Source organism: Micromonospora sp. NPDC004551, assembly GCF_040609975.1.
Classification (GTDB): domain Bacteria; phylum Actinomycetota; class Actinomycetes; order Mycobacteriales; family Micromonosporaceae; genus Micromonospora.
The window spans coordinates 18,255-40,017 of sequence record NZ_JBEXLM010000029.1; the positions used below are offsets into that span (position 1 = coordinate 18,255).

Consider the following 21,763-nt stretch of genomic DNA (forward strand, 5'->3'; position numbering starts at 1 on the left):
GGCGGTCAGGTGGCGTACACCTCGAACTCGCCGAGCTGGCCGGCCGGCCAGCCGGTGTTGCCGGTGAAGGTCAGCCGCAGGTGCCGGCGCCCGGCGGACGGGAACGTGATGGTGGCGGTGTTGCCGGTGGCCGGGTCGAAGGTGTAGCCGGCCGACGCCTTCACCGTGGTCCAGGTCGACCCGTCGGTCGAGCCGAGCACCGACAGCGTCTGGGTGCGGGTCTGCCAGGCCGACGACGGTGGCAGCTTCAGCACGATCCGGGACACCGGGTACGTGGCGCCGAGGTCCACGGTGACCGACTGCGGGAAGGCGTTGTTGGCGCTCTCCCAGTAGGTGCCGGCGTTGCCGTCGACCGTGTTGGCCGCGCCGTACACGTCGGCGTGGCTGGTCTCGGTGACCGGCCGCCCGGCGGCCAGGTTGCCGCTCGGCGGCGGCGGGGTGGTGGTCGGGGGCGGCGTGGTGGTCGGCGGCGGTGTGGTGCCCGTGCCGCCGTAGACCTCGAACTCGGCGGCCTGGCCCGCCGGCCAGCCGGTGTTGCCGGTGACGCTGAGCCGCAGGTGCCGCCGCTCCCCCGACGCCAGCGGGATCGTCACGGTGTTGCCGGTGGCCGGGTCGAAGGTGTAGCCGGCCGACGCCTTCAGCGTGGTCCAGGTCGACCCGTCGGTCGAGCCGAGCACGGACAGCGTCTGCGTACGCCGCTCCCAGCCGGCCGGCAGCTTGAGCACGACCCGGTCGACGGTACGCGCGGCGCCGAGGTCCACGCTCAGCGTCTGCGGGAAGGCGTTGTTGGCGCTCTCCCAGTACGTGCCGGCGTTGCCGTCCACGGCGTTCGCCGCCGCGTACGTCTGGGTGCTGCTGGAGGCGGTGGCCGGGCGGCCGAGCGCGAGGTTGCCGCCCGACGGCGGCGGGGAGGTGGTCGGGGTGGGGCTCGGCGTCGGGTTGGTCGGGGTCGGGGTGGGCGGCGTGGACGGCCCGTTGCCCCACTGCGGCTCGGGCCACGGCCCGCAGTACGGGTTCGCCGAGTACCAGCCGGAGTTGCCGGTGCCCTGGGTGATCTGGAAGCCGCTGCCGACGCAGTTGTACATGGGGTTGGCCTGGGCGATGCCGGTGGCCCGGACGTTGGTGAAGCTGACCTGGCTGGGCGCCTGCACCTGGAGCGCGAAGGTCCCCGCGCCGTCGATGCGCACGTTGTTCAGGCTGATCCCGCTGGTCTGCCCCTCGATCCAGTGCAGGGCGGCGTAGGAGCTGTCCAGGATGTCGGTGTCGGTGACGGTGATGGTGGCGCCCTGGATGGGCTCGTTGAGCGCCGAGAACCAGAGTGCGCCGACGCCGAAGCGCCAGTTGTAGTCGGAGTTGCCGTTGCGGATCAGGGTGTTGCGGGCGAGGGTGATCGTGCCGGCCACCGCGGTCGGGCCGTTCACGCCGGGATAGCGGTTGGCCACGTGGATGCCGCCGCCGTTGGTGACCGAGTCGGCGGTGACGTTGTCGGTGATCCGGATGTCCCGGCCGCCGTAGGTGACCAGGTTGTTGGCCAGGATCGTGACGCCGACGGTGTTGAAGGTGAAGGAGTTGTTGACGTTCGGCACGTTCTGCGCCCACATGGCGAGGCCGTCGTCGCCGGTGTTGCGGACGAAGGTGTTGGTCACCGTGGAGTTGGTGACACCCCAGTGGAAGTTCACCCCGTCGGCGGTCTGGTCGAGGATCCGGCTGTTGCGGATGGTGAAGTTGTCCATGGGGCCGTCCATCCAGGCGCCGACCTTGGTGTGCTGCAACCAGAGGTTGTCCACCACCGAGTTCGACATCGCCCCGCCGAGGGCGTTGACCTGGTCCTCGTCGACCCGCTCGCGGATGTCGCCGATGATGGCGAAGTCCCGCAGGGTCACGTTGCGGCTGGGCCCGCCGGCCTCGTGTGGGCGGATCTCACCGCCGTAGCCGCCACCGGGAACGTACTTGCCGTAGATGCCGGCGGCCCGCTTGCGGTCGGTGGGGTGCCGGCCGCCGAGCACCGAGTACCAGGGTCCGGCGCCGCGCAGGGTCACCCCGTCGACCACCACGTGGTCCCAGAGGGTGAAGGTGCCGGCGGGGATCCAGACGGCCTTCCCCTGCGCCTTGCCGGCGTCGACCGCGGCCTGGAACTTCGCCGTCGAGTCGGTGGCGCCGCTCGGGTCGGCGCCGAAGTCGGTGACCACGTCCAGCACTCCGGCGGGCTTGGCGATCTGCCCGCCGACCAGCTCGAAGTCGGCCAGGTCGATGGTGAACGTGGGCGACTGTGCGGTCGAGGGGACCTGGAGGCGGATCTTCGTGCCGGCCGGGTACGTGGTGCCGAACAGGGTGCGGGTCTCGTCGTAGAAGTGGTGCGGGTTGGTGTCGCCCGGGTTGTTGTTGAACGGGTAGCCGCCGTAGTACCAGCCGTACCGGGAGGTGACCGGGACGGACTTGACCAGGGCGCCGCCGGCGCGCAGGTCGATGCTGGCGTCCCGGCCGGTGCCGGCGGCGTTGTCCGGCAGGCTGTACCGGAAGGTGACCGCGTTGGCCGGTGCCGTGAGGGTGAACTCGACGTACTCGCCGACGGCGTCGAGGGTGACCGCCTCCCGGCCGGAGGCCTCCGACGGCAGGGTGCCGTAGTGCCGGTCGGGGCCGATCCGGGTGCCGGTATGGACGGCGTTCTCCGCCTCCTGTTCCACGAAGGGCACGGTGGCGCCGCGACCGGCGATGTCGAACGGGGACAGCCCGGCGGCCCGGGCCGGGGTGGCGGTGGTGGTGAGCGCCACGACGGTGACGGAGGTGGCGGCCAGCGCGGCGCCGGCGAGGACGGCGAGCCCCGCGCGGAGCCGGCTGCGGCGGGGATGGTGCGGGGTGGTGTGATCGGCCATGAGGGGTGCGCTCCCTTTCGTCGGATGGCCAGGTCCCCCGTGCGGTGCGGTGGTTCCTCCCCTCCTTCCTGGTCGGGTGGCGCGGCGGGCGGCGCCGGCGGCCGGGCCGCCGGCGCCGGGGACGGGTCAGCCGGTGCGCAGCCAGACCGCGGTGTCGGGCGGCAGCCGGTCGTCGTCGAGCGGTCCGCTGGCCAGCAGCAACGCCTCGTGCGCGGGCAGCGGCACGGCGGTGGCGGAGAGGTTGACCAGGCAGGTGAAGCCGGGCTCCCGGGCGAACGCGAGCACCCGGTCGGGGGCGGGTAGCCAGGTGAGCGCGCCGTCGCCGAGCGCGGCCTCGGACCGGCGGATCGCGATGGCCGCCCGGTAGAGCTCCAGCATCGAGTGCGGGTCGCCGGTCTGGGCGCGGACCGTGCGGTCCTTCCAGTCGGCCGGCTGCGGCAGCCAGGGCCCGGCCGCGGCGCCGTCGGGGCTGAACCCGAACGGCGGCGCGTCCCCGGTCCACGGCAGCGGCACCCGGCAACCGTCGCGGCCGGGGTCGACCCGCCCGGAGCGTTCCCACATCGGGTCCTGGCGCAGCTCGAACGGGATGTCCTCGACCTCCCAGAGCCCCAGCTCCTCCCCCTGGTACACGTACGCGGCGCCGGGCAGCGCCAGGGAGAGCAGCGCGGCGGCCCGGGCCCGGCGGGTGCCCAGCTCCAGGTCGGTGGGGATGCCCTCACGCTTGGCCGCGAAGCTGAACCGGGTGTCCGCGCGGCCGTAGCGGGTGACGTGCCGGGTGACGTCGTGGTTGGAGAGCACCCAGGTGGCCGGGGCGGCGACCGGCGCGTGCGCGTGGAGCGTCCCGTCGATGCTCTCCCGCAGCGCCGACGCGTCCCAGGCGCAGCCCAGGAAGTCGAAGTTGAAGGCCGCGTGCAGCTCGTCCGGGCGCAGGTAGTTGGCGAACCGCTGCCGGTCCGGCAGCCACACCTCGCCGATGAGGGCCCGGTCGCCCGGGTAGGAGTCGGCGACCCGCCGCCAGCTCCGGTAGATCTCGTGCACCCCGTCGAGGTCGCGGAAGGGGTGCGGCCGGTCGGGCCGCGTCTCGGGCAGCGTGCCGTCCTTGACCAGCAGCCCGGCCGAGTCGATCCGGATGCCGTCGACCCCGCGGTCGAACCAGAACCGCAGGATGTCCTCGAACTCGGCGCGCACCCGCGGGTGGTCCCAGTTGAAGTCCGGCTGCTCGGGGGCGAACAGGTGCAGGTACCAGTCGCCGGGGGTGCCGTCCGGGTTGACGGTCCGGGTCCAGGTGGGGCCGCCGAACTCGCCGACCCAGTCGGTGGGCCGCTCGTCGCCGTTCGGGCCGCGACCGGGGCGGAACCAGAACAGCTCCCGCTCCGGAGCGTCCGGCCCGCCGGCGAGGGCCGCCTGGAACCAGGGGTGCGCGTCGGAGCAGTGGTTGGGCACCACGTCGACGATGATCCGGATGCCCAGTTCGTGTGCCTCGCCGATCAGCGCCTCGGCCTCGGCGAGGGTGCCGAACACCGGGTCGATGTCCCGGTAGTCGGCCACGTCGTAGCCGGCGTCGGCCATCGGGGAGGGATACCAGGGGCTGAACCAGATCGCGTCGACGCCGAGCTCGGACAGGTAGTGGAGCCGGGACCGGATGCCGGCGAGATCGCCGATGCCGTCGCCGCCACCGTCGGCGAAGCTCCGCGGGTACACCTGGTAGATCACCGCTCCACGCCACCACGGACCACTGTCTGCTGTGGACACGAGCACCTGCTTTCTGCGTCGGTACGTCGGCGGGTTCGCCGGACCTGGATGTGTCGGGCGAACGGTCGTCGGTCGCCGCGGGAGATGTCGCCGGTGTCCGGCGGGGTCAGCCCTTGAGGCTGCCGGTGGTGAGGCCGGACATGATGTTGCGTTGGAAGATCAGGAAGATGATGACGGTCGGGATCGCGGCGATGACCGAGGCCGCGATCACCACGTTCATGGGGGTGCCGCCGGAGAAGGCGTAGATGCCGACGCTGACCGTCCGAGTCTCCGGCGACGGCATGACCAGCTTCGGCCAGAGGAAGTCCTTCCAGACCGCGGTCACCGCGAAGATCGCGACCACGCCGAGGATGGGGCGCGACATCGGCAGGATGATCGACCAGAGCGTGCGCAGCGGGGTCGCCCCGTCCACGAAGGCCGCCGCCATCAGATCCTCGGGGATCGAGTCGAAGAACCGTTTCAGCAGGAAGATGTTGAACGCGTTCGCGACCAGGGGAAGCCAGATGGCGAACGGCGAGTCGAGCAGGTTGAGGTGCAGGATCGGCAGGTCGATCACCGTCACGTACTGCGGGACGATGAGGACCATCGCCGGGATCATGAGCGTCGCCAGCATCAGGCCGAGGATCGCGTTGCCGAAGACCGGCCGGAGCTTCGACAGCGAGTACGCCGCCGCGGTGTCCAGGACGAGTTGGAACAGCACCGCCCCGGTCGCGTAGTAGAACGTGTTGAACAACAGCTTGGCGAGATCCAGGTTGGTCCACGCGTCGACGTAGTTCTGCGGCTGCGGGTCCTTCGGGAACATCGACGGCGGGGTCTGCGCGATCTCCTGCCCGGACTTGAGCGCGCCGGTGACCATCCAATAGAGCGGCCCGATGAAGACGAGCGTGAACCCCACCACGACGACGACGAGCAGCGTCCAGTAGATGATCCGGCCGCGTCCCCGATCGAGCTGGGCCTGGGAGATGAGGGTCCGGGTCCCGGAGTCCTGTGCCATTCCTCGTCCGTCCTAGTCCTGTTTCGCGGTCAGCCGCACGTAGACGGCGGAGAAGCCGGCCAGCACGACGAGCATGATCACGCCGAGCGCCGCGGCGCCGTTGAGATCGTTCTGGAAGAACCCGTGCTGGTAGATGAGGTACGCGACCGAGGTCGCCGAATCCCCCGTGCCCGCCCCGTTGGCGAGGATCAGCGGCTCGATGAACAGCTGCATGGTGGCGACGATCTGGAGCATCGCGAGGAGCGCGAGGATGAGCCGGGTCTGCGGGATGGTCACGTGCCGGATCCGCCGCCAGATCCCGGCGCCGTCGAGTTCGGCGGCCTCGTAGAGTTCGCCGGGGATGTTCTGCAGCGCCGCCAGGTAGATCAGCACCGCGCTGCCCATGTTCATCCAGGTCGACGCGAGCACCATGGCCGGCATGGTCATCCCGGGTGACTGCATCCACTCCGACGTCGGCAGGTGCAGCGCGGTGAGGATCGCGTTGAACAGCCCCGCCTCGCTGGGGTCGTAGGCGTAGAACTTGAAGAGGAACAGCGCCGAGGCCGGCGGCAGCATCACCGGCAGGTAGACCAGGATCCGCAGGTAGCCCTTGGCGTGGCGGAACTCGTTGAGCAGGATCGCCACGAAGAACGGCACCGCGTACCCGAGGACGAGCGCCAGGACCGTGAAGTAGAAGGTGTTCTTCCAGGCGGTCCAGAAGCTCGGGTCGTCGATGATGCGGGCGTAGTTGTCCCAGCCCACCCAGGTGGTCTCGCCACGGCGGGTGCGCTGGAAGCTCATCACGACGCCGCGGACCATCGGGTACCAGGAGAAGACGGCGAAGCAGATCAGGGCCCCGATCAGAAACGCGTGCCCGGTGAGGTTGTCCCGTACCTTGCGGCCGAGGCCCGTCCGCCGACGGCTCGACGGGTACGGCAATTCGGGTCGGCCCGGTGGTCTGGTGGTACCCGGGACGGTGGTGATCGCCAAGGCGTCTCCTGCGGAAGTGGGGTGACGGACGCTGCGGGCGGAGGGTGGGAGCCGGCGCGCGGCCCCCACCCCCGTCGGCTCAGCTGCCGGCCGCCAGCAACTGGTTGACCTTGTCCTCGGCCGTCTTGAGCAGCGCGTCGATGTTCGCGTTCGGGTTCGTCAGCACCCCGGACATCGCCGCGTCGAGCACCGCGTAGACCGCCTGCGCGTTGCGGGGTTCACCCTTGATCGGAACCGGGTTCGCCTCGAAGATCGCGAAGTTCGCGGTGTCGACGTTCGCGTTCGCCTTGCGCAGTTCCAGTTCCTGCTTCTGCGCGTCGCTGCCGTTGGCGAACAGCAGCGGCTGGGGCAGGCCCACCGGGTAGTTCTGCGGCTTGGCCCGGACGTAGTCGAACTGGCCCTTGCCCGGCGTCAGCTTCTGGTAGGCGATCCACTTCAGACCGGCCTTGACCTGCTCGGGCGTGAGGCCCTTCTTGAAGAAGTAGCCCTCGCCGCCTCCGAGCGTCCCCTTCGCCGGCCCGTCCTGGCCGGGCAGCGGGGCCATCGCCCAGTCCTGGAACTTGCCCTGGAACTGGCTGACGATCGCCTGGGTGGCGTCCGGGGCGCCGATGAACATCCCGACCTTGCCCGCGCCCGCGTTGGTCAGCAGGTCACCCCACTGCAGGAGCTGGCGGCTGCCCATGCTGTTGTCGCCGTACCGCATGTCCTTGAGGTTCTGCAGGACCTGCTTGCCCATGGCGTTGTTGAAGTCGGCCTTCTTGCCGTCCTCGGTGAGCACCCGACCGCCCTGCGAGTAGAGCAGGGAGGTGAAGTGCCAGCCGCCGGTGTTGCCCGCGCTGTACTCCGAGTAGCCGGCGATGCCGTTGCCCAGCGCCGAGATCTTCTTGGCCGCGGCCCGGACCTCGGCCCAGGTCTTCGGCGGGTTGTTCACGTCGAGGCCCGCCCGCTGGAACAGGACCTTGTTGTAGACCAGGCCCATCGAGTAGTTCTTCACGGGGACGGCGTAGAGCTTGCCGCCGTCGGTGAAGACCTCCTTGAGCGCCGGGTCGACGCTGTCCCAGGTCGGGACCGTGTCCTTGTTGGCGTACTCCGTGATGTCCATGGCCTGGCCGGAGTCGAGCACCTGCTGGAGATCGGTCATGTACCCGTAGAACACGTCGGTCACCGTGCCGCCGGCGAGGCGGGCGGTGAAGTCCGGCGGGTTGTTGCACTGCTCGCCGACGCTGACGCTCTTGATGATGATGTTCGGGTTCTGCCGCTGGAACTCGACGACGTCGTCGTTCCAGTTCTTCAGCAGCTCCTTCTGGGCGCCGACCGGCTGACAGTCGACGGTGATGGTGACCTTGCCGCTGGCGTCCTTCGCCGCGTCGTCGCTCTTCGTGGAGCATGCCGCGAGGCTGAGCCCCAGGCCGGCCACGAGCGCTATCGCCGCAGCCTTCCGGTACTGCGGTACGGACATCTGTCCATCCCTTCGGGGAACGGGTGCATCCATGGACTTCGCTTGATCTGCCGCGATCGCCACTGCCCGGCACCGAGGCCCGGCTGTGAGTGGAGTCACTGTAGCGAGCACGACTCATTGCGGCAAGGTTTCGATCGTGATGTGAAAGGACACGACTTTGTGACGGCAAATACCGACAGCCCAGCGCCTGGCGTCCCGGTTCCGGCTTTCGTCCCTTTCGGTCCCGAAGCCGGGGCAACGATGAAACGGCCGCCGACCGCAGGGCAGCGGTCGACGGCCGGAGCGTCGTCAGGAGGTCAGAAAGGCGGTTCGGGACCGGACGCCGGCGCGGGGCCCGGAGGGATGGTCAGCGGCGGGGAGCGGGCGCGGTGGAGCCGCGCACCACCAACTCCGGCTCGAACAGCAGCTCGTCGCGCAGCACACCGGCCCCCTCGATCTGGGTGACCAGCAGATCCACCGCGGCCTGCCCCATGGTCTCGATCGGCTGCCGCACGGTGGTCAGCGGTGGGTCGGTGCAGGTCATGAACGCGGAGTCGTCGAAGCCCACCACGGACACGTCGGCCGGCACCGCGCAGCCGAGCCGCCGCGCCGCCCGGATGGTGCCGAGGGCCAGCACGTCGCTGGCACAGATGATGCCGGTGACGCCCCGCTCGATCAGCTTGGCCGCCGCGACCCGCGCCCCCTCCATCGAGAAGCTGGAGCGCTCGACGAAGGCGGTGTCGTCGGCCCAGCCCGCGGCCTGGATCATCGCGGCCAGCTTGCGCCGGGACGGCACGTGCCCCTCCGGGCCGAGCACCATCCCGATGCGGTCGTGCCCGAGCGAGCGCAGGTGCCCGTGCGCCTGCTCGACCGCCACCGCGTCGTCGGTGGACACCCGGGGGAAGCCCAGCTCGTCGACGCCGGCGTTGACCAGCACCACGGGCAGGCCCCGGTCGGTCAGCCGGCGGTAGTGCTCGTGCGTGGCGTCCGCGAGGGCGTACGACCCACCCGCGAAGATCACGCCGGAGACCTGGTGGTCGAGGAGCATCTCGACGTAGTCCGACTCGGAGACCCCGCCGATCGTGCGGGCACAGAGCGCGGGGGTGAAGCCCCGCTGCGCGAGCGAGCCGGTCACCACCTCGGCCAGCGCCGGGAAGATCGGGTTCTGGAGCTCGGGCAGAACCAGGCCGACCAGCCGGGCCCGCTCGCCGCGCAGTTTGGTCGGGCGCTCGTAGCCGAGCACGTCGAGCGCGGTCAGCACCGCGGTCCGGGTCGCCTCGGACACGCCCCCGCGCCCGTTGAGCACCCGGCTCACGGTGGCCTCGCTGACGCCCGCCTTGCGGGCCACCTCCGTCAAGCGTTTCGTCACGGCGGCAATAGTACGTCGAGTTCTTGCAAGAAATGAACAAGGCCCGGCGGCGGCCTTGCCCGGTCCGGGTCCCCGGTCGCCGCCGGAGCCGGTCTCGCGGTCGTCGCCTAGGGCCGCAAGATTCGAACAAACAGGCGCTTGAATATCGACAAACCCCAGGAATAACATGGGGCACCTTTCACGGCGTATGCGCTCAGCCGCGCCGACGCCACCACCGTCTCCCCCGTCCCCCGGTGAAAGTGGGTAGTCCGATGCAGCGGAGCGTGGAAGGCGCGGCGGGCCTGCACCCGGCCGTGCCGATCGCCCGGATCCTCGCGGCGGCAGCCGTCGCCGTCGCGCTGGCCGTACCGTCCGGCAGCGCCGCCCTGGCCGCCGGCCCCGCCGGCCCGACCCCCGTGGTCACCCGGGCCGGGCTCGACCCGGCGCTGGTCGCCGACCGGGGCGCCACCGTGGACTTCGTCGAGCAGGAAGCCGAGCACGCCCGGACCAACGGCACCGTCATCGGCCCGGACCGCGCCGCCTACACCCTGGCCGGCGAGGCGTCCGGGCGGCGGGCGGTCCGCCTCTCCCCCGGCCAGTATGTCGAGTTCACCCTCCCGAGGGCCACCAACGCGATCACCGTCCGGTACAGCATCCCGGACGCGCCGCGCGGCGGCGGGATCACCGCGCCGCTGCGCGTCACGGTGGGACACGGAGCGGCCCGCACCATGACGCTCACCTCCCAGTACGCCTGGCTCTACAACCAGTACCCGTTCACCAACGACCCCGACGCCGACCTGCTGCACCCGGACTGGTGGATCACCGAGTGCGCGTGCGTGCCGGCGGCCACCACGCCCGCGCCCACCATCACCAAGCCGTTCCGGCCGCACCACTTCTACGACGAGCAGCGCCTGCTGCTGGGCCGCACCCACCGGGCCGGCGAGGTGGTCCGGCTGACCGCGCCGACGGGCACGGCCGCGGCGTGGACGGTGATCGACCTGCTCGACGCGCACCTCATCGCTCCGCCCCGGGTGCTGCCCCACGCGGTGAACGTGCTGGCCTTCGGCGCCGACCCGACCGGGCGCCGGGAGTCCTCCGCCGCGTTCGACCGGGCCGTCGCGTACGCCCGCCGGGTGGACCGGACGCTCTACCTGCCGCCGGGCACGTACCAGGTGAACCGGCACATCACCGTGGACGACGTGACGATCGCGGGCGCCGGCAGCTGGTACACCGTCGTGAAGGGCCGCGAGGTCGCCCTCGACACCCCGGCCCCCGACGGCTCGGTGCACACCGGCGTCGGCTTCTACGGCCGCGACGCCGCCGACGGCGGCAGCAGCGACGTCCACCTCTCCGGCTTCGCCATCGAGGGCGACGTGCGGGAACGCATCGACACCGACCAGGTGAACGCCATCGGCGGAGCGCTCAACCACTCCACCGTCGACGGTCTCTACCTGCACCACACCAAGGTCGGCCTGTGGTTCGACGGCCCGATGACCGGCCTGCGGGTCACCGACACGGTCATCGCCGACCAGATCGCCGACGGCCTCAACTTCCACACCGGCGTCACCCACTCCTCGATCTCGAACAGCTTCATCCGCAACACCGGCGACGACGCGCTGGCCATGTGGTCCGAGGGGACCGCCAACGCCGGCAACACCTTCGACCACAACACCGTGCAGTCCCCCGTCCTGGCCAACGGCATCGCCCTCTACGGCGGCGCCGACCTCACGGTCTCGCACAACCTGATCGCCGACCCCGTCCGCGAGGGCAGCGCCATCCAGATCGGCTCCCGGTTCGGCGCCGAGCCGTTCGCCGGTCAACTCCGGATCACCGGCAACACGACGGTCCGGGCCGGCACCTACGACCTGAACTGGAACATCGGCCTCGGCGCCATCTGGTTCTACGCGCTGGACCGCAGCATCGACGCCGACATCCAGGTGGTCGGCGACAGCTACCTCGACAACACCTACAACGCGATCATGCTGGTCAGCGACTGGCCCGTGAAGGACACGGTGTCCATCACCAACGTCCACTTCCGGGACATCCGCGTCGACGGCACCGGCACCTCGGTGGTGAGCGCCCGCACCGCCGGCTCCGCCTCCTTCGCCGACGTGGACGCGCGCAACGTCGGCGCGGTCGGCGTGAACAACTGCGGCTCGTTCCACTTCACCCCGGCCGGGTCGGAGTTCGGCCTCACCGACCTCGGCGGCAACGACGGCGGCTGGCTCGCCCCCTGGCTGCTCCCGAACACCATCACCTGCAACGACCGCCCACCGGTAGTCCCGCCGCCGCCCCCCACCCCGTGGTGACCTGACCCCTCCGACAGCGGCCCAGCGGGTGACCACCCGCCGGGCCGAGGGCCTGGCCGACGAATGACCCCGCGGGAGGGCGAGACGGATTCCCGCACGGTGTGGGAGATCCTCGCGGAGGGGGGACCCCCCCGTGGTGGAGTCAGTCACGGTCGGCGAGCCCCCGAGAGGTTTCCGGGAAAACGCTGACGACACCGCCGACGGCTTCCCGGCTCCCCTCTCCGTGTTCGTGAGCATGTCCTGATGTTCTCGGCCACGGTCGACACCGCCGAGCTGGCCGACGGCGGTCGCCACGGCGATCCGCTGACCCAGACGGTGAACGAGATGGTTCCGCACGAATCCCGCTGCTAGCGCATGGGGGTCAGCTGGTCAGCCAGCGGTGGATGCAGGTGAGCAGGTCCTCCGCGTCGACGGGCTTGGTCACGTAGTCGCTGGCGCCCGAGGAGATGCTCTTCTCCCGGTCCCCGCGCATCGCCTTCGCGGTCACCGCGATGATCGGCAGGTCCGCGTAGCGAGGCATGGCGCGGATCGCGGCGGTGGCCGCGTACCCGTCCATCTCGGGCATCATCACGTCCATCAGCACCAGGTCGATGTCGTCGTGCCGCATCAGCGTCTCGATGCCCTTGCGTCCGTTCTCCGCGTAGACCACGTCCATGCCGTGTAGTTCGAGGATGTTGGTCAGGGCGAAGACGTTGCGGGCGTCGTCGTCCACCACGAGCACCTTGCGGCCGGACAGCTCCCGGACCACCGGGTCGCTGACCGCGCTGCGGTCGGCGGCCGGGCCCGTGAACGACGGCACCCGCTCGGGGGCGTCCGCCGTCAGGTGCAGCACGATCCGCTCCCGCAGCTCGTCGAGGCTGCCGAGGATCTCCAGCGGGCGGTCCGCGGCCAGGCCCTGGAGCAGCGTCTCCTGGCCGCCCGCGAGCGGCTGCCCGTGGTACGCGAGCACCGGCAGGCCACGCAGGTCGGGGTGCTCGTGCAGCGCCCTGAGCAGCGCGGTGCCGTGCTCGTCGGCCGGGTCGAGCTGCACCACGAGCAGGTGGTGCCGGTGCCGGGCGAGCGTGTCCACGGCTCCCTCGACGTCGACCGCCGTCGACACCTCGACCGGACCGCCGGTCTCCGCGGCCACCCCGCGCACCAGCAGGGTGAGCAACCCTTTCTCGTGCGCTTCGAGCACCAGCACCCGCCGCTGCTGCTGCTCGACCCAGCGCTGGGCCTCCGACTCGACGGGAGCCGCCATGGCCGCGATCGGGAGGCCCGCGTCGTTGTCGGGCAGTGGCGCGGTGACCGTGGCGGGCAGGTAGAGGGTGAAGGTGCTGCCCTGACCGAGGACGCTCTCCGCGGTGATCTGCCCGCCGAGCAGCCGGGCGATCTCCCGGCTGATGGACAGGCCCAGGCCGGTGCCGCCGTACCGCCGGCTGGTGGTGCCGTCGGCCTGCTGGAACGCGTCGAAGATGGCGGTCAGGTGCTGCTCGGCGATGCCGATGCCGGTGTCGACGACCCGGAACGCGATGACCGTCTCCGCGGCCGGCATGTCGGCCGGCAGCTCGTCCGGGCGGGCCCGCTCGATGCGCAGCTGCACGCGGCCCTTCTCGGTGAACTTGACCGCGTTGGAGACCAGGTTGCGCAGCACCTGCCGCAGCCGCTGCTCGTCGGTGTGCAGCCGGGCCGGCACGTCGGGGCCGGTGACCAGGTCCAGTTCCAGCCCGCGCGGCGTGGTGAGGGGGCGGAACGTGGCGTCGACGTAGTCGCGCAGGGTGGACAGCTCGAACGTCTCCGGGTTGATGTCCATCTTCCCGGCCTCGACCTTGGACAGGTCGAGGATGTCGTTGATGAGCTGGAGCAGGTCGGCCCCGGCCGAGTGGATGACGGTGGCGTACTCGACCTGCTTCGGGGTCAGGTTGCGGTTGGGGTTCTGGGCCAGCAGCTGCGCGAGGATGAGCAGCGAGTTCAGCGGCGTACGCAGCTCGTGGCTCATGTTGGCGAGGAACTCCGACTTGTACTTCGAGGCCAGCGCGAGCTGCTGGGCGCGGGTCTCCAGCTCCTGGCGGGCCTGCTCGATCTCGGAGTTCTTCGTCTCGATGTCGTGGTTCTGCCGGGCGAGCAGGGCGGCCTTCTCCTCCAGCTCGGCGTTGGAGCTCTGGAGTTCCTCGGAGCGCGCCTGCAGCTCCTCCGAGCGGGCCTGCAGCTCGGCGGCGAGCCGCTGCGACTCGGTCAGCAGCACGTCGGTGCGGGCGTTGGCGACGATGGTGTTGACGTTGACGCCGATGGTCTCGGTGAGCTGGTCGAGGAAGTCGCGCTGGATCTCGGTGAACCGGCCCATGCCGGCCAGCTCGATGACGCCGAGGACCTGGTCTTCGAAGAGGATCGGCAGCACCACGAGGTGCAGCGGCACGGCCGCGCCGAGGCTGGACGACACGGTGACGTAGTCGGCCGGCACGGCGTCCACCACGATGGCCCGCTTGCTGAGCGCGGCCTGCCCGACCAGCGAGTCGCCCAGCGCGTAGCGGCGGCGGGTGGCGTCGTGGCCGTAGCCGCCCACCACCCGCAGGCCGGGCCCGTCGGCGGTCTCGTCGACCAGCAGGAACGTGCCGAGCTGCGCGGAGACCAGCGGGGCCAGCTCGTTCATCACCAGCCCGGCGACCACCTCCAGGTCCCGGTGGCCCTGCATGAGCCCGGAGATGCGAGCCAGGTTGGTCTTGAGCCAGTCCTGTTCCTGGTTGGTCCGGGTGGTCTCGCGCAGCGACTCCACCATGGAGTTGATGTTGTCCTTCAGCTCGGCGACCTCGCCGGAGGCGTCGACCGTGATCGAGCGGGTCAGGTCGCCGGTGGCGACCGCACTGGTCACCTCGGCGATGGCCCGCACCTGCCGGGTCAGGTTCCCGGCCAGCTCGTTGACGTTCTCGGTGAGCCGCTTCCAGGTGCCGGAGACGCCCTCCACCTCCGCCTGGCCGCCGAGGCGGCCCTCGCTGCCGACCTCCCGGGCCACCCGGGTCACCTCGGCCGCGAAGCTGGAGAGCTGGTCGACCATCGTGTTGATGGTGGTCTTGAGTTCCAGGATCTCGCCGCGGGCGTCCACGTCGATCTTCTTGGTCAGGTCGCCCTGCGCCACCGCGGTGGTCACCTGGGCGATGTTGCGCACCTGGCCGGTGAGGTTGTTCGCCATGGAGTTGACGTTGTCGGTCAGGTCCTTCCAGGTGCCGGCCACGTTGGGCACCCGGGCCTGACCGCCCAGCTGCCCCTCGGTGCCCACCTCGCGGGCCACCCGGGTCACCTCGTCGGCGAACGCGCTGAGCGTGCCGACCATCGTGTTGATGGTCTGGGCGAGCACGGCGACCTCACCCTTGGCCTCGACGGTGATCTGCCGGCTCAGGTCGCCCTGGGCGACGGCGGTGGCGACCAGCGCGATGGAGCGCACCTGGTTGGTCAGGTTGTTCGCCATCTCGTTGACGTTGTCGGTCAGGTCCTTCCAGGTGCCGGCCACGTTGGAGACCCGGGCCTGGCCACCGAGCCGGCCCTCGGTGCCGACCTCGCGGGCCACCCGGGTCACCTCGTCGGCGAAGGCGGAGAGCTGGTCGACCATCGTGTTGATGGTCTCCTTCAGGGCGAGGATCTCGCCCCGGGCGTCCACCCGGATCTTCTGTGTCAGGTCGCCCTTGGCGACCGCGGTGGTGACCTCGGCGATGCTGCGGACCTGTGCGGTGAGATTGTCCGCCATGACGTTCACCGACTCGGTGAGGTCCTTCCAGGTGCCCGAGACGCCCTTGACGTCGGCCTGGCCGCCGAGGCGACCCTCGGTGCCGACCTCCCGGGCCACCCGGGTCACCTCGTCGGCGAACGAGGACAGCTGGTCCACCATCGTGTTGATGGTGTTCTTCAGTTCCAGGATCTCGCCGTGCGCGGTGACGGTGATCTTCTGCGACAGGTCACCCCGGGCCACCGCCGTGGCCACCTGGGCGATGCTGCGCACCTGGTCGGTGAGGTTGACCGCCATCGAGTTCACCGAGTCGGTCAGGTCGCGCCACGTGCCGGCGACGCCGCTGACCTGGGCCTGACCGCCGAGCCGGCCGTCGGTGCCCACCTCCCGGGCCACCCGGGTCACCTCGTCGGCGAACGAGGACAGCTGGTCCACCATCGTGTTGATGGTGCTCTTGAGCTCCAGGATCTCGCCCCGGGCGTCGACGGTGATCTTCTGCGACAGGTCACCCCGGGCCACCGCCGTGGTCACCTGGGCGATGTTGCGCACCTGGCTGGTCAGGTTGCCGGCCATGAAGTTCACCGAGTCGGTCAGGTCGCGCCAGGTGCCGGCGACGCCCGGTACCTCGGCCTGACCGCCGAGCCGGCCCTCGCTGCCCACCTCCCGGGCCACCCGGGTCACCTCGTCGGCGAACGACGAGAGCTGGTCCACCATCGTGTTGATGGTGACCTTCAGCTCCAGGATCTCGCCGCGCACGTCGACGGTGATCTTCTGCGACAGGTCACCCCGGGCCACCGCCGTGGCCACCTCGGCGATGTCGCGCACCTGGTCGGTCAGGTTGCCGGCCATGGCGTTGACCGAGTCCGTCAGGTCCTTCCAGGTGCCGGACACGCCGGGCACGTCGGCCTGGCCGCCGAGCTGCCCCTCGGTGCCGACCTCCCGGGCCACCCGGGTGACCTCGGAGGTGAACAGCGAGAGCTGGTCGACCATGCCGTTGAAGACGGTGGCGATCTCGCCGAGCAGCCCGTCGGCGTCCTCCGGCAGCCGGGTGCCGAAGTCGCCGTCCCGGACCGCGGTGAGACCGGCCAGCAGCTGGCGGAGGCCCGGATCGGCCACCGGGCCGCCGGCCGCCGGGGTTGTTTCGCGTCGCCGCGGGATCGCCTGGTCGACCACCACTACCGCCTCTGTGACAGCCGGGCGGACCGCCCGGGCAACGATTGCAACCGCGCAAGTATGCACACAGCCGCCCCGGCCCGCTTGGCGGGCGAGGCGGTTGACGGGAAAAACGCACCGCCACCGAGGGGAGTCGGTGGCGGTGCGGGGCCCGGGGCGCGGCAGCGCGCTCGCGATGAACCGGGTGGTGTACGGCCGGGCGGGCGTGCCGCCCGGGGCGGATCAGGCCTCGGCGAGCTGGCCGCGCAGCTTGGTCAGCGCGCGGGCGAGCAGCCGGGACACGTGCATCTGGGACACGCCGACCCGGGCGGCGATCTCGCTCTGGGTCAGGTTGCCGTAGAAGCGCAGAGTGAGGATCTTCTGCTCGCGCTCGTCGAGGGTGGCGAGCGCCGGGCCGAGCGAGGCGCGCAGGTCGGCCAGTTCGTATTCGCTGTCCTCGGTGCCGAGGGTGTCCCCCAGCTCGGTGGCGCTGTCTCCGTCGCCGATCGGGGTGGAGAGCGAGACGGCGTTGTAGGCGCGGGCGCCTTCCAGTCCCTCGAGCACCTCTTCCTCGGTGACGTCGAGGTGGCTGGCGATGTCGGCGACCGTCGGGGCCCGGTTGAGGGTCTGGGTCAGGGTGCTGTTGGCCTCGGAGATGCGCAGCCGCAGCTCCTGGAGGCGGCGCGGGACCCGGATGTTCCAGGTGCGGTCGCGGAAGTGCCGCTTGATCTCACCGAGGATGGTCGGGATGGCGAAGCCGGCGAAGTCCACGCCCCGGGAGGCGTCGAACCGGTCCACCGCCTTGATCAGGCCGAGGGCCGCCGTCTGGGCCAGGTCGCCGGCCGGCTCGCCGCGGCCGCTGTAGCGGGCGGCGAGGTGGTTGGCCAGCGGCAGCCACGCCTCGATGACCTGGTTGCGCAGGGCCGGCCGCTGCGGGTGGCCCTCGGGCAGCTCGGCCAGGGCGGCGATCAGCTCGCTGGCGCGGGTCTCCTCGCCGGTCACCGCGGTGCGATGCACCTCGCCGGTGGTCGTCGGGGCGATGGTCGTCGTGGTCATGCTGCCCTTCCTGTCCTGAGGAGAACGGGTGCCTCCTGAGCACCGGTCGTGCCAGTCACCCTAGACCAAAGTCTGCCCGCTAATCAACCGAACGGACGATGGAGATTTGCCTCAGAAGCGGACAAACATGTGTGGCAGCCGCCACTGCGGGTCGGTCAGCGGTGCAGCAGTGGCCGGTAGTCGGCGGCGGTGAGCGGCAGCGAGGACACGTTGCCGTCGGCCCGGGGCACCTCCAGCGGCTGCCCGTCCCGGCGGAACGCGACGCTGTCGACGTCGGGGCGCTGGGTCAGCGTGCAGACGATCTGCCCGAAGGCGAGGACCTCGTCGTTGCGGCCGGTCTCCTCGCCGGCCTGCCGAACGTCGACGGTGGCCACGGCGCCGGCCAGGGTGGCCCCCGCCACCGCGACGGTGCCCGGCAGCGCGGTGGCGAGCCCGCCGTCCCGCTCCGCGCCGTCCGGCCCGGCCAGCAGATGTTGCAGGTGGGCGTCCACGTCGGGCAGGCCGTCGACCCGGCGGGTGACCACCGCCAGCCCGTCGCCCCGGACGAAGCAGAGCGGCTCGTCCACCCGCCCGTCCGGTTCGGCCGTCGCCGTGCCCGCCGGGGTCGGGAAGCCGCCGGGGGGCGGCTGCACCGGCCGGGGCTCGTCGTCCACCGGTACCCCGCAGCCGCCGAGCAGCACGGCGGCGAGCAGCACGGGAAGCAGCCGCCGGGTCATCGGCCGGCCCCCGGCAGTTCGACCCGGAACCGCGCGCCCCGGTCCCGGTCCACCACGGCCGCATGACCGCCGTGCGCGGCGGCGTGCTGGGCCACCAGGGCCAGGCCGAGGCCGGTGCCGTCGGTCCCGGCCCGGGCGTGCGCGGCCCGGCCCCGGACGAAGCGGTCGAAGATGACCTCCCGGTCCGCCTCCGGCACGCCCGGCCCCTCGTCGTCGACCTCCAGCACGCCGATACCGTCGCGCATCCCGAGGCGTACGGCGACCGGGCCGCCGCCGTAGCGCACGGCGTTGTCGAGCAGGTTCAGCAGGATCTGCTCGACCCGGCGCCGGTCGACCCGCCACCGGGCCGGGGTGCCGGCGGCCACCTCGACGAGGCTCTGCGGCAGCGCCCGTTCCCGGCAGGCGGCGCGGGCCAGCTCGGCCACGTCGACCTCGTCACGGTGCGCGGGCTGCTCGGTGCGGGCCAGCTGGATCAGGTCGTCCACCAGGCGCTGGAACCGGGTCACCTCGTCGGCGACCAGCCCCGCCGCCGTCGCGGTCCGCGCGTCCTGGTGCGCCTGGCGACGGGTCAGCACGCTCGCGGCCGCGGCCAGGGTCTGCAACGGGGAGCGCAGCTCGTGACTGACGTCGGCGGCGAATCGGCGGTCCCGCTCGATCCGGCGCACCAGCTGGTCGACCATGTGGTTGAACGAGGTGGAGAGCCGGGTGAGGTCCGGGTCCGTGGTGGGGTCGAGCCGGGTGGCGAAGTCGCCGGCGGCGATCCGCTCGGCGGCGTCGGCGACCGCGGTGAGCGGCCGCACGCTGTGCCGGGTCGCATACCAGCCGAGGGCGGCGCCGGCTCCGGCGACCATGATGGCCACCGCGGTCAGGGCCAGCCCGACCACCTGGAAGGTGCCCTCGACCTCGCGCAGCGAGGTCAGCTCGTAGTAGCCCAGCTCACCGGCGAGCGGGACGCCCACCAGCAGGGTCGGCTGCCCGTCCAGGCGCACCCGCTGCACCGCGGGCTGGCCGGCGGCGACGAGGCGTTGCAGCTCCACCGGGACGGAGCCGGCCCCGACGTCGGCGGTACGGGCGTACCAGCCGTCGCGCAGGTGCAGCAGCGGGCGGCGGCTGCTGCCGGTGTCCAGCGAGCGCAGGACCGCCACCACGTCCGGGGTGCCCGTGTCCAGCCCGGACCGGACCACGGCGGCGTCGTAGTACGCGGCCCGGACGGCGGCGCGCTCCCGCTCGTCGAGCAGCGAGCGGCGCGTCAGGTCGTAGGAGAAGAGGGCCATCACCAAGGCGAGCAGCAACGCGCCGACGGCGAACGCGGCGGTGACCCGGGCGCGCAGTCCGAGGCGGGTCATCGCTGGAGCTTGTAGCCGAGGCCGCGGAGGGTGACCAGGTGCCGGGGGTTCGCCGGGTCCGGCTCGATCTTCTGCCGCAGCCGCCCCACGTGCACGTCGACCAGCCGCTCGTCGCCGGTCTCGTAGCCCCAGACCCGGCGCAGCAACTGCTGCCGGGACAGCACCCGGCCGGCGTGCTCGGCCAGCTCGCAGAGCAGCCGGAACTCGGTGCGGGTCACCGCGACGGGCCGGCCCGCGCGGCGCACCTCGCCGGCCTCGGCGCTGATCTCCAGCTCACCGAAGACCTGGGCGGGGACGGCGTCGGCGAGGACCCGGCCACGCCGGCGCAGGGCCCGCAGCCGGGCCGACAGCTCTTTGATCGCCACCGGCTTGACCACGTAGTCGTCGGCCCCGGCCTCCAGCGCGGCGACGATGTCGTGGGTGTCGTCGCGGGCGCTGACCACCACGATCGGGACGTCGTCGTCGCGGCGCAGCCGGCGGATGCACTCGAACCCGTCGAGGCCGGGGAGCATGAGGTCCACCAGCACGTGGTCGGCCGGGGCCTCGCGCTGCCGGCGCAGCCCCTCCTCCGCGGTCGCCGCCCCGATCGCGGAATAGCCCTCCTCCTCCAGGGCGAGCAGCAGTGCGAGCCGGATACGGTCGTCGTCCTCGATCACCAGTACGGCCGTCATATGCGCATCATGACGGCCCGCCCCCGGGTCGCCCAACCGCGTCCGCCGTTCCCGGTTTTTGTCATGGAACTGTCACACAACCGCGGGAGACCCTCCACGGTCCTTGCGCAGGGTGGGAGCCGGAAACCGGACACCCCATGCCGGCGAGGGAGGAACCGTGGACGGCAGCACGCTGGTCGGTGCGCTCGTCGTCGGCCTCGCCGTCGGCGCGGTGGGTCGCCTGGTGGTGCCGGGACGCACGGCCGCGCCGGTCTGGCTGACCCTCGCGCTCGGGGTGGCCGCCGCGCTGCTCGGCGCGATCGTCGTGGGCCTCGTGGACACCGCGCCCGGCAGGCCGGCGGTGTGGCCGCTGGTCGTGGAGTCCGGCTTCGCCGCGGCCGCGGTCGTCCTCGCGGTGCTGGCCGCCGGGCGCCCCGCGCCCGGGGAGGAACCGCCGCCCCGACCGGGCGCGCGGCGGGAGGAGGGATCGTGACGGTCGTACCCGCGGAGCACCTGATGCTGCTCATCTGCGACAACTGCGGTGACAGCGTCACCGGCACCGGCTGCACCCTGCCGGACGCCGAGGTGGTCTGGACGCTGGTGTTCGAGAACGGCTGGGTCGGCTCGCCGTTCGCCTCCGGGCCGCACCACTGCCCGCGGTGCAGCGCCCGGGCGACCCTGGACGACGGGGGCCTAGGCGTCGACGACCTGGACGAGGTCGCCGGTGCTCCGGCCCTCGCCGAGGCCGACCCCGCCGAGCCGGTACGCCGGGCGCTGGCCGAGGCCGTCACGGTGGGCGACCGGGTGCTTGTCGACCTCGCCGCGGTCGAGGTGATCGACTCGGCCGGGCTCGGGCTGCTGGTCCGGGCCCGGCAGGAGACCCGGCGGGACGGCCGGCGGCTGTGCCTGGTGGCGCCGTCCCGGTTCGTGCGCACGGTGCTGCACACCATGCGGCTGGACGGCGTCTTCGCGGTCTTCGACAGCCGTGCCCGGGCGCTGGGCGAGCCGGTCGCAGCGGCGCCCCACCGCCGGACCGGGACGGTGGACAACCGCGAACGAGCGGAAGGGGCCCGCAGCTCGTGATTTCCTGGCCGTTCCCCGACTTCCCGTTCGCCGAGGACGGGCCGCCGGCCGACAGCGCGGACGTGCGGCTCGCCGCGCTGGTGGCGCAGCGGTTGAGCATCGACTGGACCACCCGGCGGCAGCAGATCACCGTCACGGTGCAGAACCAGGTGGTGATCCTCGCCGGGGTGGTGGCCGACCCGGAGACCCGCCGGGCCGCCGGCGAGCTGGCCTGGGACGTGTCCGGGGTGTTCGACGTCTGCAACGCGATCCGGCTGCGCTCCGGGCGGCGGCGCGGTCGCTGACCGTTGCATAGATCGGCATCCGCCTCTACCCTCGGCGTGGGAGCGCTCCCGTAGCTGCCGCGTCGGGACTTTCCGGGCGAGTTCACGACGGGCACC

The 21,763-nt window shown here is 71.8% G+C and carries 15 protein-coding genes; 4 read left to right on the forward strand and 11 right to left on the reverse strand.

The features are described 5' to 3' along the window. Positions 1–5 precede the first annotated feature (5 nt). The 6 genes from ABZW14_RS27170 to ABZW14_RS27195 all read right to left on the reverse strand — a co-directional run bounded on the left by ABZW14_RS27170 (position 6) and on the right by ABZW14_RS27195 (position 9,395). Positions 6–2,873, reverse strand: a complete 2,868-nt coding sequence (locus tag ABZW14_RS27170; protein WP_355351646.1) for a discoidin domain-containing protein — start codon at positions 2,871–2,873, stop codon at positions 6–8. Between the two features lie 126 nt (positions 2,874–2,999). Then, positions 3,000–4,586 carry a glycoside hydrolase family 13 protein gene (locus ABZW14_RS27175; protein ID WP_355351648.1) on the reverse strand — a complete coding sequence of 529 codons (1,587 nt, stop codon included), beginning with the start codon at positions 4,584–4,586 and terminating at the stop codon, positions 3,000–3,002. A gap of 145 nt (positions 4,587–4,731) precedes the next feature. Further along, on the reverse strand, positions 4,732–5,619 hold the full coding sequence (locus ABZW14_RS27180; protein ID WP_355351650.1) for a carbohydrate ABC transporter permease: 888 nt from the start codon (positions 5,617–5,619) through the stop codon (positions 4,732–4,734). Between the two features lie 12 nt (positions 5,620–5,631). Then, entirely contained in the window at positions 5,632–6,588 is a 957-nt protein-coding gene (locus ABZW14_RS27185; protein WP_355351652.1) for a sugar ABC transporter permease, read from the reverse strand. Positions 6,589–6,667: 79 nt separating this feature from the next. Beyond that, a complete protein-coding gene (locus ABZW14_RS27190) occupies positions 6,668–8,047 on the reverse strand; it encodes an extracellular solute-binding protein (RefSeq protein WP_355351654.1) in 1,380 nt (459 codons plus the stop codon). A gap of 346 nt (positions 8,048–8,393) precedes the next feature. Further along, the gene (locus tag ABZW14_RS27195) at positions 8,394–9,395 is read right to left on the reverse strand and encodes a LacI family DNA-binding transcriptional regulator (protein ID WP_355351656.1); all 1,002 of its coding nucleotides are present in this window, start codon (positions 9,393–9,395) and stop codon (positions 8,394–8,396) included. Positions 9,396–9,646: 251 nt separating this feature from the next. Here ABZW14_RS27195 and ABZW14_RS27200 point away from each other — a divergent pair, with 251 nt between their 5' ends. After that, the gene (locus tag ABZW14_RS27200; RefSeq protein ID WP_355351658.1) at positions 9,647–11,683 is read left to right on the forward strand and encodes a glycosyl hydrolase family 28-related protein; all 2,037 of its coding nucleotides are present in this window, start codon (positions 9,647–9,649) and stop codon (positions 11,681–11,683) included. Positions 11,684–12,044: 361 nt separating this feature from the next. Here the strand turns inward: ABZW14_RS27200 and ABZW14_RS27205 are convergent, their stop codons facing one another. The 5 genes from ABZW14_RS27205 to ABZW14_RS27225 all read right to left on the reverse strand — a co-directional run bounded on the left by ABZW14_RS27205 (position 12,045) and on the right by ABZW14_RS27225 (position 20,321). Next, complete coding sequence (locus ABZW14_RS27205; protein WP_355351660.1) at positions 12,045–16,553, reverse strand: HAMP domain-containing protein; 4,509 nt, start codon at positions 16,551–16,553, stop codon at positions 12,045–12,047. Between the two features lie 222 nt (positions 16,554–16,775). Beyond that, entirely contained in the window at positions 16,776–17,588 is an 813-nt protein-coding gene (locus ABZW14_RS27210) for a SigB/SigF/SigG family RNA polymerase sigma factor (protein WP_355351662.1), read from the reverse strand. A gap of 155 nt (positions 17,589–17,743) precedes the next feature. Next, positions 17,744–18,304 (reverse strand): GerMN domain-containing protein, encoded by a 561-nt coding sequence (locus ABZW14_RS27215; RefSeq protein ID WP_355351664.1) that lies wholly within the window; start codon positions 18,302–18,304, stop codon positions 17,744–17,746. Continuing rightward, positions 18,301–19,650 (reverse strand): HAMP domain-containing sensor histidine kinase, encoded by a 1,350-nt coding sequence (locus ABZW14_RS27220; RefSeq protein WP_355351666.1) that lies wholly within the window; start codon positions 19,648–19,650, stop codon positions 18,301–18,303. The genes ABZW14_RS27215 and ABZW14_RS27220 overlap by 4 nt, the downstream gene beginning before the upstream one ends. Further along, on the reverse strand, positions 19,647–20,321 hold the full coding sequence (locus ABZW14_RS27225) for a response regulator transcription factor (RefSeq protein WP_355351668.1): 675 nt from the start codon (positions 20,319–20,321) through the stop codon (positions 19,647–19,649). The genes ABZW14_RS27220 and ABZW14_RS27225 overlap by 4 nt, the downstream gene beginning before the upstream one ends. Positions 20,322–20,478: 157 nt before the next feature. Between ABZW14_RS27225 and ABZW14_RS27230 the strand changes: the two genes are divergently transcribed. From ABZW14_RS27230 to ABZW14_RS27240, 3 genes are read left to right on the forward strand one after another with little or no spacing between them, the layout of a single operon-like run. Beyond that, entirely contained in the window at positions 20,479–20,793 is a 315-nt protein-coding gene (locus ABZW14_RS27230) for a hypothetical protein (protein ID WP_355351670.1), read from the forward strand. After that, on the forward strand, positions 20,790–21,383 hold the full coding sequence (locus tag ABZW14_RS27235; RefSeq protein WP_355351672.1) for an STAS domain-containing protein: 594 nt from the start codon (positions 20,790–20,792) through the stop codon (positions 21,381–21,383). Before ABZW14_RS27230 ends, ABZW14_RS27235 begins: the two co-directional genes overlap by 4 nt. Beyond that, the gene (locus ABZW14_RS27240) at positions 21,383–21,667 is read left to right on the forward strand and encodes a BON domain-containing protein (protein ID WP_355351756.1); all 285 of its coding nucleotides are present in this window, start codon (positions 21,383–21,385) and stop codon (positions 21,665–21,667) included. The genes ABZW14_RS27235 and ABZW14_RS27240 overlap by 1 nt, the downstream gene beginning before the upstream one ends. Positions 21,668–21,763 lie beyond the last annotated feature (96 nt).

What these genes read in the sequence shown, in the direction of transcription:
- ABZW14_RS27180 (WP_355351650.1), bottom strand. Translation starts at nt 5,619, where the DNA reads ATGGCACAGGACTCCGGGACCCGGACCCTCATCTCCCAGGCCCAGCTC.
- ABZW14_RS27200 (WP_355351658.1), top strand. Translation starts at nt 9,647, where the DNA reads ATGCAGCGGAGCGTGGAAGGCGCGGCGGGCCTGCACCCGGCCGTGCCG.
- ABZW14_RS27215 (WP_355351664.1), bottom strand. Translation starts at nt 18,304, where the DNA reads ATGACCCGGCGGCTGCTTCCCGTGCTGCTCGCCGCCGTGCTGCTCGGC.
- ABZW14_RS27220 (WP_355351666.1), bottom strand. Translation starts at nt 19,650, where the DNA reads ATGACCCGCCTCGGACTGCGCGCCCGGGTCACCGCCGCGTTCGCCGTC.
- ABZW14_RS27170 (WP_355351646.1), bottom strand. Translation starts at nt 2,873, where the DNA reads ATGGCCGATCACACCACCCCGCACCATCCCCGCCGCAGCCGGCTCCGC.
- ABZW14_RS27225 (WP_355351668.1), bottom strand. Translation starts at nt 20,321, where the DNA reads ATGACGGCCGTACTGGTGATCGAGGACGACGACCGTATCCGGCTCGCA.
- ABZW14_RS27190 (WP_355351654.1), bottom strand. Translation starts at nt 8,047, where the DNA reads ATGTCCGTACCGCAGTACCGGAAGGCTGCGGCGATAGCGCTCGTGGCC.
- ABZW14_RS27210 (WP_355351662.1), bottom strand. Translation starts at nt 17,588, where the DNA reads ATGACCACGACGACCATCGCCCCGACGACCACCGGCGAGGTGCATCGC.